General features: G+C 66.1%; 8 protein-coding genes and 1 pseudogene. 6 read left to right on the forward strand and 3 right to left on the reverse strand.

All coding sequences use genetic code 11. From position 1 onward, the window contains the following. The 3 genes and pseudogenes from AC1DN0_RS39525 to AC1DN0_RS39535 form a co-directional block, all read right to left on the reverse strand. Positions 1–1,001 (reverse strand): ABC transporter permease (locus tag AC1DN0_RS39525; protein WP_477146530.1); only part of this gene is annotated, 1,001 nt, incomplete at its 3' end. A 15-nt stretch (positions 1,002–1,016) separates the two neighbouring features. Then, a pseudogene (gene rbbA / locus AC1DN0_RS39530) lies at positions 1,017–3,633 on the reverse strand (ribosome-associated ATPase/putative transporter RbbA). 4 nt (positions 3,634–3,637) lie between these two features. Further along, positions 3,638–4,624 (reverse strand): HlyD family secretion protein, encoded by a 987-nt coding sequence (locus tag AC1DN0_RS39535; RefSeq protein ID WP_477104424.1) that lies wholly within the window; start codon positions 4,622–4,624, stop codon positions 3,638–3,640. Between the two features lie 464 nt (positions 4,625–5,088). On the opposite strand from AC1DN0_RS39535, the gene AC1DN0_RS39540 reads away from it, so the two are divergent. From AC1DN0_RS39540 to AC1DN0_RS39565, 6 genes are all read left to right on the forward strand, one after another. Further along, positions 5,089–5,280, forward strand: coding sequence for a DUF3562 domain-containing protein (locus AC1DN0_RS39540; protein ID WP_441633888.1), 192 nt, complete (start codon positions 5,089–5,091; stop codon positions 5,278–5,280). Positions 5,281–5,439: 159 nt separating this feature from the next. After that, positions 5,440–6,099, forward strand: coding sequence for a hypothetical protein (locus tag AC1DN0_RS39545; protein ID WP_441633890.1), 660 nt, complete (start codon positions 5,440–5,442; stop codon positions 6,097–6,099). 351 nt (positions 6,100–6,450) lie between these two features. Next, positions 6,451–7,863 carry an FAD-binding oxidoreductase gene (locus AC1DN0_RS39550; protein ID WP_441633938.1) on the forward strand — a complete coding sequence of 471 codons (1,413 nt, stop codon included), beginning with the start codon at positions 6,451–6,453 and terminating at the stop codon, positions 7,861–7,863. A 110-nt stretch (positions 7,864–7,973) separates the two neighbouring features. Beyond that, complete coding sequence (locus tag AC1DN0_RS39555) at positions 7,974–9,062, forward strand: ABC transporter substrate-binding protein (protein ID WP_441633892.1); 1,089 nt, start codon at positions 7,974–7,976, stop codon at positions 9,060–9,062. A 44-nt stretch (positions 9,063–9,106) separates the two neighbouring features. Next, complete coding sequence (locus AC1DN0_RS39560; protein ID WP_441633894.1) at positions 9,107–10,195, forward strand: ABC transporter ATP-binding protein; 1,089 nt, start codon at positions 9,107–9,109, stop codon at positions 10,193–10,195. A gap of 18 nt (positions 10,196–10,213) precedes the next feature. Next, positions 10,214–10,786: ABC transporter permease (locus AC1DN0_RS39565; protein WP_477146531.1), on the forward strand; the 573-nt coding region annotated here is incomplete at its 3' end.

Here is a 10,786-nt window from a genome sequence, read left to right on the forward strand (position 1 = left end):
GCCTGGGTGAGGTTGACGAACTGGGTCGTCGGCAGGAACTGGACCGCGTGCTGCATGGCCTGCGGCATGCTCTGCACCGGCGTGGCGGCGCCGGACAGCAGGTAGGCAACGGCATAGGTCGGCACCGCCAGCAGGCCGAACTGCGGCATGGCCGGCGCGATGGTGGCGAGCCACATGCCGAGCGCCGTGACGGAAAACAGGTAGAGCGCCGTGCTCAGCGCAAACAGTCCCAGCGATCCCGTGACCGGCACCGCCAGCCACAGATGCACCACCAGCCACAGCGACAGCAGCGATGCCAGGAAGATCACCGCGCCGTTGGCGAGGATCTTGGCCACGGCGATCTCGCTGGCGCGTACCGGCATCACCAGCAAGTGCTCGATGGTGCCGTGCTCGCGCTCGCGGATCACCGCCGCGCCCACCAGGATGATGGCCAGCACGGTGATGTTGACCACGATCTGCATGGTGGATGTGAACCAGTGCGATTCCGTGTTGGGATTGAACATCACCGTGCTCTCCGCGCGCACGGGGAGTTGCGCCTCGATGCCCCGCGCATGCAGGAACTCAAGCACTTCGCGCGTGAAGATCTGCTGCAGGTAGGTGGCTCCCAGCCCCGCCTGCGTCATCGCCGTGGCATCGACCAGCACCTGCACCGCCGGCGTCCGGCCCGCCAGCACATCGGCTTCGAAGCGCGGCGGGATCTCGATGGCGAAGATATAGCGGCCACGGTCCATCTCCGCGTCGACGACGTGCCGGTCGACATCGACCGGCGTCTTGAAATACGGCGGACGGATCGCGTCGCGCAGGCGGCGCGACAGCTCGGAGTGGTCGCCGTCCACAATCGCCACCGACGCGTTCGACACCTCGGCCTTGATGCCCTTGGCCACCGAGTGCACGGCCAGGGTAAAGGCGAACACGATCAGCACCATCAGCGTGATATCGCTGAACAGGCTGCGCAGTTCCTTGCCGCACAGCCGGGCCACGTTCTTGCACCATTGGTTCATCGCGGCATCTCCCGGCTACGCCTCCTGCTTGCGCAGGAGCAGGCGCGCGCCAGTCAGGTATAGCAGCGCAAAGCCCAGCAAGGCCAGGTACATGGCGCCAAAGCTGCCGGCGCCCAGGCCCTTGGTGAAGCTGCCCAGGCTGACCAACTGGAACCACGACGACGGAAAGCCCAGGCCGATCCAGTAGCTGCTGCCGGTCAGCGTGGAAACGGGATAGAGCAGGCCGGAGAAGTTCACCGATGGAATCAGGCACAGGATGGCGGTGCCGAAGATGGCGGCCACCTGCGAACGCACGAAGGTGGACACCAGCAGGCCGAGCGCGGTGGCCGCCAGCACGAACAGCGCGGCGCCCAGCGACAAGGCGAGGAAGGAGCCCTTCAGCGGCACCTGCAGCAGYACGATCGCCAGGGCCACCAGCGTGAGGTAGCTGACCATGGCCAGCGCCACGTAGGGAAGCTGTTTGCCGATCAGGTATTCGCCCACGCTCGCGGGGGAGGCATAGAGGTTGGTGATGGATCCCATCTCCTTCTCGCGCACCACGCCGAGCGCGGTCAGCATGGTCGGGATCAGGATCAGCGCCAGCATGATGATGCCGGGCGTGATGGCATAGATGCTGCGGAATTCCTGGTTATAGATAAAACGCGACTCGATCGACACCGGCAGCGCGGCGGGGCGGGCCGGCAGCGCGCGCATCTGCGCATTGGCGTAGCCCAGCAGCACGCCGGTGACATAGGCGCGCGTGGTCGCGCCGGGGAACGGGCTGGACCCGTCCACGCGGAAGGCGAGTTGCGGTTGCCGGCCGGCCAGCAGGTCGCGCTCRAAACCGGGCGGGATATCGACGACCAGCATGTCGTTCGCGGCACGCAGGCGCCGGTCCGCGTCGGCCTCGCTGCGCACGTCGTTGGTCTGCACGAAGTAGCGCGAGCCGGAGAACTGCTCCACCAGTTCCCGGCTGGCGCGGCTCTGGTCGCGGTCCAGCACGGCGAAGCGCACGTTTTCGACGTCGAAGGAAACGCTCCATGCCGCGGCGCACAGCAGCACGATAGGGCCGAGGATGGCGAATGCCAGCCTGAGCTTGTCGCGCGCCAGTTCCATCGCCTCGCGCCGGGCGAAGGCCCAGGTGCGCGCCAGGGCCGAGCCGCCCGGATGGCCCGCGGGTTTGTCGTCCGGCGCGCGGGGCGGGGCCGGTTGCGCGGATACGGTAGCGGCGGCAGCGCCGTTCTCCGGGTTCTCCGCTTGCTCCAGATAGGTGACGAAGGCGTCCTCCAGCGTCTGCGCGTGGCAGCGCTCCCGCAGGGCCTCCGGGCTGCCCACGGCCAGCACGCGGCCGCGATGCATGAAGGAGATGCGGTCGCAGCGCGCGGCCTCGTTCATGAAGTGCGTGGAAACGAAGATCGTCACGCGCTGCTGGCGCGAGAGCTGGACCAGGTGGCGCCAGAACATGTCGCGCGCGCCGGGATCCACGCCGGAGGTAGGCTCGTCGAGGATCAGCACTTCCGGATGGTGCAGGCAGGCGGCGGCCAGCTGCAGGCGCTGGCGGATGCCGAGCGACAAGGAAGCGGGCTGCGCCTCGGCGTGCTGGTCCAGTTCGAAATCTTGCAGGGCTCGCCCGACCGCCTGCCGCGCGGCGTCGCCTTCCATCCGGTAGAGCCGGGCGTGCAGGTCCAGGTTCTGCCGTACCGTGAGTTCTTCGTAAAGCGAGAACGCCTGCGACATATAGCCCACCCGCATGCGCGTGCGCATGTCGCCGGCGTCGATGGTCTGGCCGAGCAGGCGCGCGGTGCCGCTGGTGGCATCGAGCAGCCCGGTCAGCATCTTCATGGTGGTGGTCTTGCCGCAGCCGTTGGAGCCGAGAAAGCCGAAGATCTCGCTGCGCTCGATGCGAAAGCTCACGTTGTCCACGGCGGTGAAAGCGCCGAAGCGCCGCGTCAGTCCCTCGGCTTCGATGGCGGGTTCGCCGTCGTCGGGCGGGCGGGGCGGGATCAGCAGGCCCGTCGCCTCGCCGCGCCGGGCCGACGGCAGCAGCGAGATATAGGCTTGTTCCAGATCGGTGGTGCCGGCGCGGGCCAGCACATCGGCGGTGCGGTCRCACACCAGCACCTTGCCTGCGTCCATGGCCACCAAGTGCTCGAAGCGCTGCGCTTCCTCGATATACGCGGTGGCGACAATGACCGTCATGTTGCTGTGCTCGGCGCGCAGGGCTTCCACCAGGGTCCAGAACTGGCGCCGCGAGAGCGGATCCACGCCCGTGGTGGGCTCGTCGAGGATCGGCGGCGCCCAGGCCGAACAGCCGGGCAAAGAAGTCGACGTTCTCGTAGACGGAGAGCGTCGGGTACAGGTTGCGCCCCAGCCCCTGCGGCATGAAGGCCACGCGCGGCAACAGCGCCTCCCGGGCCTGCCGGTCGCGCAGGTCCGCGCCAAGGACCGACGCGCTGCCTTGCTGGATGCGCTTGACGCCGGCGATCACCCCGAGCAGGGTCGACTTGCCGACGCCGTCGGGGCCGATCAGGCCGATGGTGGCGTTGCCGGGCAGCGTGAGCGATACGTGGTCCAGCGCCACGCTGGCGCCATAGCGATGCGACAGGCCATCGATCCGGATGGCCGCGGCGCGGTCGGGGTGCGGGCCCGGCATGACGTCAGGCCGGCTGCTGGCGCAGCGCCAGCCTGGCTGGCCAGGGCTGAGTGGCATCCAGGCGCACGAAGCCATCGCCCGTCATGCCGGCCTTCAGCTTTGCCGCGTAGCGCTGCGCCACGTCCGGCGTCAGTTGCAGCTTGACGCGATACATCAGCTTGGCCCGCTCGGCATCGGTCTCGACATACTTGGGCGTGAACTGCGCCTCGCTGGCCACGAAGCTGATCCGGGCCGGGATGGGTTCGTCCTGCATGGCGTCCAGCACGATGCGAGCCTCGTCGCCGATGGCCAGCTTGCCGGCCGCGCCGGCCGGCAGGAACACGGTGAAGTACATATCAGCCAGGTTGAGCAGGGACACCACGCGCCCGCCCGCCGGCAGCACCGTGCCGACCTCGATCACGCGATACTCCACGCGGCCGGCCACGGGCGCGCGGATGGTGGCTTCGTCCCGCAGGATCTTCAGGCGGGCGATCTGCGCGTCGGCTTCCACGACCGCCGCCCGGGCTTCGCCAAGGGCGGCCCGCGCGCCGGTCACGCTCGCGCTTTCGCCATCCAGGCCAAGCTGCCGGCGATCCCGTTCGACGGATGAGATCTGGCGGTCCTGGTACAGCTTGACGGCTTCGGTCAGCTCCAGCCGCGCAAGGCGCTGGCGGCTCGCACGGGCATCGATTTCGGCCTGCGCGCGCGATGCGGCCTGCACGGCGCGCTCCCGCGCGGCGGTGGCGAGGTCCAGTTGGGCCAGCAGTTCGGCGTCGTCCTGGCGGGCCACCACGGCACCGGCGGAGAGGGCCTCGCCCTCGCGCACCGGCAGGTCGATCACGCGGCCGCCATACTTCACGGCCACGTCGAGCCGGCCGATTTCCATGCGCCCGTTGCTGTGGACGACAGAGGCCGGCCATGGATCGCGTTGGCCGGCGAACCACCACAGCGCGGTGCCAGTGACGGCGGCAAGGAACAGTGCCGCGATACCCCAGCCTGGTTTTATTTTCATCGGCTACCTGTGCGCTGAATAAGGGAATGCCGCCAAAGGGCTCCAGGGTTTCAGGGCGTCAGGGGAAATGGGAGGGAGGACGATGAAGACAAGCCTTGAACCGCGGGGCGACGGTGTGGGTGAAATGCTATCCGTCGCGCCGGCGCCGTGACTTGATCTAGCGCAAGTCAGTGGCGGCGCCGACACATTTCTGAAGAGGGGTTCTAATTCCTGGTGCCCCAGGATTCATGAAGCCATGCGCGATAAAGGCCCTCAAGGGCTATTCTGCAAAAAGCGCAAACCGTAGGGGCTTCCTTCGCAGAGACGGGCGCGGTTGACATGGATCAACGCCCGCCTGCCGGTCTCGCCGACACTCAATGCAGAAGCGCCGGGATTCCAGTCCGCTGGCGGGCATGGCCTTTCACCGATGCCCGTCCGCATCCGGGCGCGTCAGGTACTGCGGCCTCGCGAGAGAGACGTAACCGATGCATACCCACAGCGACGAAGAATGGATTCAGCGCATCGCGGAGGAGTTGGAGGCTCCTCCGGAGGCCGTGCGGCAAGTGTATCTTGAGGCGCTGCGGGATTTAAGTACGGATGCGCGCATCCATGACTACCTGCGCCTGTTCGTTGTGAAGCGTGTCACCGCTGCGTTGCGCAGGCGCCCGCAGGCGTAGCGCGTGCCGATATGCCGCGCGCCATCGGGGCGCGCGGAAACCGGTTCGCCTCGCGCAAACATCCCGCCCGGCACGCTTTGCGTCTATGGTTGAGGCAGGGCAATGTGTTGGCCGGGAGTTGCGATAAGCCTACCTGATGCCCTCCGTGACGGATCGCCTGTGCCTGTCGCCCACATCGGCGGCAAAAGGCACGGCACAAGCCTGGGGTCATTCAAGGAGAAGAAAATGAAGCGAAAGATGCTTTTGACCATGGCCACGACGGCCGCTCTGGCCGGGCTTGTGCAGCCGGTGTTTGCGCAGCCGGAAACCAAGGGCGAGATGATGACCGCGCCAGGAAAGGCCGCGTTTTCCGAAACAACGAAAGTGGCGGCTACCGTCATGAAGATCGACGCGGCAAGCCGCACTGTCACGTTGAAGGGCCCCAAGGGCCGGGTGTTCGATCTCGCGGTGGGGGACGAAGTGCGCAACTTCGATCAAATCAAGGTAGGCGACAAGGTCGTCGCCGAGTACAAGCAGGCCCTGACGCTGGAACTGAAGAAGGGCGGGGACGGGATTACCGAACGCACCGAACGCGAAGCCGGGGACCGCACCGCCGCGGGCGCGAAGCCGGGCGCGGCGGCAGGCAGGCAGGTGACGGTCGTTGCGAACGTCGTCGCCGTGGACATGAAAAAGCAGCATGTCACGCTGCAGGGCCCGAAAGGAAAGGTCAACCTGAATGTGCAGGATCCGGACCAGTTGAAGAACATCAAGAAGGGCGACCAGGTGCAGGCGGTCTATACGGAGGCCGTGGCCATCGCGGTGGACCCCGCGACCAAATAAGCTGTGTGCCGCATCAGAGCCTGCTGCCAGCTACGGTGGCAGGCCGATGCGGCAGTCGTCCGGATGGCGCCGGTGAGCGAGCGCCACCACCGTCATCCTGCAAGCCATCGCGCGCTTCGCTGCCTGTTTTAAATCCCCCCGCCGCAACCCACTGCAACGCACCATGTCCGACCCCGTGCACCACGGCGGCGCGTGCGTTTTCCTGCGCTGGTGCATGGCCTTTCCTGTTTAGGTAAAAACCCTGAAATAATTGCATTGCAATTGAAGAGATTGCGATTCGCATATTCGCGAACTATTCTCTGGACTATCGGATCGCCTGTCGCGGGTTGATCGTCAACTGGGAAATTCATGATGAAGTTGTTGCTAGATACCTTGTGCGATATCGTCGGCGCGACAGGGCTGCTCACCGCCAGCGACGATCTGGCAGGCTATGTCAGCGACTGGCGCGGCCGCTACAAGGGCACGGCACTTTGCGTTGCGCTGCCGCGCACCACCGAACAGGTTTCGGAACTCGTCAAGGCGTGCGTGGCCGCCGGCGTGGCGGTCCTGCCCCAGGGTGGCAATACCAGCCTGAGCGGTGGCGCGGTGCCGTATGAGCAAGGCAACTGCGTCATCGTCAATCTCTCGCGCATGCGGCGCATTGTGCGCATCGACCCGGCGGACAACTCGATGGAGGTGGAGGCCGGCTGCGTGCTGGCCGAGATCCAGGCCGCGGCCATCGAGGCGGGGCGCTTCTTCCCGATCAGCCTGGGCGCCGAGGGCTCCTGCCAGATCGGCGGCAACATCGCCACCAATGCGGGCGGCACCGGTGTGCTGCGCTATGGCAATACCCGCGAGAACGTGCTCGGCCTGGAAGTCGTCTTGCCGGATGGGCGTATCTGGCGCGGCCTGCGCACCTTGCGCAAGGACAATACCGGGCTTGACCTCAAGCAGATGTTCATCGGCGCGGAAGGCACGCTGGGCATCATCACCGCGGCCACGCTGAAGCTGCACCCGTTGCCGAGCGCGCACGCGATGTCGTGGGTCGCACCGGTCGACGTGGATGCCGCGCTGGCGCTGCTCGGCCTGTTCCAGTCCGCTTGCGGTGCGCGGCTATCCGCTTTCGAGCTGATGAACGCCAGCCAGCTCGACATCGTGCTGGAGCACGTGCCGGGCCAGCATGCGCCGCTCACCGGTGCGCATCCCTGGCATCTGCTGGTGGAGCTCAGCGATACCTGCGACGACGCGCGCTTGCAGGAAGTGCTTGAGGCCACGCTGGAAAAGGGCATGGAGCGCGGCCTGATCGCCGATGCGGCCATTGCCGCCAGCTCCGCGCAGCGCGAGGCGATGTGGAAGCTGCGGCACAGTGTGTCGGAGGGCAACAAGAAGGCGGGCATCGGCCTGACGCTGGACACCGCCGTGCCGGTATCGATGGTGCCCGCTTTCATTGCCGAAGCCACCCGCGCGATCGAAGAGGGCTTCGATGCGCGTGTCGTGGTGGTGGGCCATCTCGGCGACGGCAATATCCATTTCATCCCGTTCTTCGAGTTCGACACCTGGCAGGCCCTGCCCGACCAGGCGAAAACCGCCGCCGCGGTGCGCCGCGCCGGGCACGATGTCGCCGCCAGGTTGAATGGCACCTTCAGCGCGGAGCATGGCGTGGGCCGAACCTTGCTGGATGAGATGCGCCACTACAAGGGCGATGTCGAACTCGACCTGATGCGTACCGTCAAGCGCGCCTTCGATCCGCAGGGCCTGTTCAACCCTGGCAAGCTGATTCCCTGATTTTCAGATTCCTTGATTCCTTGATTCCTTGATTTCCTGATTGCCACCGGCTCAGGCCGGCCTCCCGATTTTTTTTCATTCCGATCCCCCGTCCCCGTAGGAGTACAGCCATGAGTAACGCCGACAAGCCGAGCAATCCATCGCGTCGCGACGCCTTTAAATTGCTGAGCGCCGGCACCGCCGCACTCGCCATGCCGGCGATCTGGACATCGGCCAAGGCGGCCTCGCAACGCATCGTAGTGCGCGACTCCGGCGGCGTCTTTGCCAAGGCGTATGGCGAGGTGTTCTACAAGCCGTTCACCAAGGCCACCGGCATCCAGGTTGTGGGCGTTCCGTCCAACGCGGAGCCCACGGCCCAGATCCGTACCATGGTGGACGCCAAGAACTACAGCTGGGACATGGCATCGATCAGCCAGCCTGCGATCGAGGTCCTGACCACCGACGGAAAGGATTACCTGGAGAAACACGGGCTGGGCGCGGATCCGGTGGTGGCTGGCATCCCGGCGCAATACATGTCGCCCTACGGCGTCGGCACCAACGTGTACACCACCGTGCTGGCCTACCGCACCGATGCGTTCAAGGGCCGCAAGGCGCCCGCGCAATGGAAGGACCTGTGGAACGTGCACGATTTCCCCGGCCGCCGCGCGCTGCGCAAGCATCCCTTCGATACCATCGAGGAAGCGTTGATGGCGGACGGGGTGGCGAACGCATCGGTTTATCCCTGCGACGTGGACCGCGCGCTGCGCAGCCTCGATAAGGTCAAGTCCAGCGTCGCCGTGTGGTGGAGCGGCGGCGCGCAGGTCGAGCAGATGCTCAAGTCGGGCGAGGTGGATCTGGTGGCTACCTGGATCTCGCGCGCGCAGTCCGCCATGGATGCCGGCGCGCCGGTCGCCATCTGCTGGGACCAGCACCTGTGGGGCGTGGACAGCTGGACCATCCTGAAGGGCACGCCCAACGCCGCCGCCTGCCGCGAGTTCATCAAGTTTGCCTCCGACCCCAAGCGCCAGGCGCAGCTCACGCAATACCTGGCCGCCGGCGTCACCCATCCGGACGCATTCAAGTACATCGATGCCAAGCACGCCGCGATGCTGCCGACCTACGCGGACAACATCAAGCGCGGCGTGAAGATCGATGCCAAATACTGGGTCAAGAACCAGGAGCCGGTGCTCGAGAAGTTCAATGCCTGGATCCTGAAGTGAAGCGCATGCGCTGACGTCGGAACTCTCTTGCAAAGGTAAGCGTGATGCAACAAGTAACACAGAAACTGCAGACCAGGCAGCTGTCCAAGCGCTATGGCGATTTCATCGCGCTCGCGCCCACGGACCTCTCGGTTCCGGAGGGCGAATTCCTGACCCTGCTGGGCCCGTCAGGCTCGGGCAAGACGACGCTGCTGAGCCTGATCGCCGGCCTGTCGCAGCCGGATGGCGGCAGCATCCGCATCAACGGCGCGGATGTGACCTACGGCGCGCCTTACGAACGGGACATCGGCATGGTGTTCCAGAACTACGCGCTGTTCCCGCACATGACGATTGCAGAGAACATCGGCTTTCCGCTGAAGATGCGCAAGATGCCGGCGCGGCAGGCGGAGCAGGAGGTCAGCCGTGCGCTGGATCTCGTGCGCCTGCCCCACGTTGCCCATCGCTTGCCCAAGGAACTGTCGGGCGGGCAGCAACAGCGCATCGCGCTGGCGCGTTGCATGGTCTACCGCCCGTCGATCATCCTGATGGACGAGCCGCTGGGCGCGCTGGACAAGAAGCTGCGCGACCAGATGCAACTCGAAATCAAGCGCATCCACCGCGAACTGGGCACCACCATCGTGTATGTGACCCACGACCAGGAAGAGGCGATGACGATGTCCGACCGCATCTGCCTGATGAATAGCGGCAGGATCGAGCAGCTCGGCAGTCCGGCCGATCTCTACTTCCGCCCGCGCACCACCTTCGTGGCGGACTTCCTGGGCGAGTCGAACCTGCTGCCGGCCACGGTCGAAGCGGTCAGCGGCGGCTTGCTCGACGTCAGCTTCGACGGGCTGCCCGCGCGCGGCACGGTGCAGGCCAATGGCGCCGCGTTCCGGCGCGGCGACCGCGCCAAGGTGATGATCCGTCCGCAGAATCTCCATGTCTCGGGGGCGCCGGGCGCGCCGAATACATTGTCGGCGCGGCTGGGCGATATCGTCGTGACGGGCGGTGTGACCAAATCCTACCTGGCACTGCCGGGCGACACGCCGCTGGTGGTGGCGGAACTGACCCGCGGCGCCCCTGGCCGCCATCTGCCTGGCGACACGCTCACGGTGAGCTGGCAGCCTGAAGATGCCGTTGCGATTCCGGAGTAAGCCATGATCACACAAGTCATGAAGGCGGCCGCGACGCCGGCCGCCAAGCGCCGGTCTGCCTGGCACCGCGATTTCCTGCTCGGCGCGCCCACCATCCTGTTCCTGCTGGTCATGCTGGTGTTCCCGGTCGGCCAGCTGATCTGGATGAGCGTGTCGGTGGACGGGCGCATTACCCTGGACCTGTACGCACGCCTGTTCCATTCGTCCGTCTACCTCGACGTGCTGTGGATCACGCTCAAGATCGCGGCCTGGACCACCTTGCTGGCCATCGTCGGCGCTTATCCGGTGGCTTACCTCACGTCGGCCGCCGGCGCGCGGGCAAAGAGCTCGCTGCTGTTCTGGATCCTGCTGCCGTTCTGGACCAGCTTCCTGGTCCGCATGTTTTCGTGGATCGTCCTGCTGGGCCGCAACGGCGTGCTCAACCAGCTCCTCAAGGCGGCTGGCGTGACGGATGCACCCGCCGATCTGCTCTACAACTTCGGCAGCGTGATGGTCGGCATGGTGCACGCCATGATGCCGCTGGCCATCCTGACGATGATCTCCGTGATGGAGAACATCGACCGCCGCCTGCCGCGCGCCGCGCTGACGCTC

It is taken from the genome of Cupriavidus sp. 05N39, from assembly GCF_056397325.1.

Excerpts from the sequence above, each read along its gene's own strand:
- AC1DN0_RS39535 (WP_477104424.1), bottom strand. The coding sequence starts at position 4,624 with ATGAAAATAAAACCAGGCTGGGGTATCGCGGCACTGTTCCTTGCCGCC.
- AC1DN0_RS39540 (WP_441633888.1), top strand. The coding sequence starts at position 5,089 with ATGCATACCCACAGCGACGAAGAATGGATTCAGCGCATCGCGGAGGAG.
- AC1DN0_RS39550 (WP_441633938.1), top strand. The coding sequence starts at position 6,451 with ATGAAGTTGTTGCTAGATACCTTGTGCGATATCGTCGGCGCGACAGGG.
- AC1DN0_RS39555 (WP_441633892.1), top strand. The coding sequence starts at position 7,974 with ATGAGTAACGCCGACAAGCCGAGCAATCCATCGCGTCGCGACGCCTTT.
- AC1DN0_RS39560 (WP_441633894.1), top strand. The coding sequence starts at position 9,107 with ATGCAACAAGTAACACAGAAACTGCAGACCAGGCAGCTGTCCAAGCGC.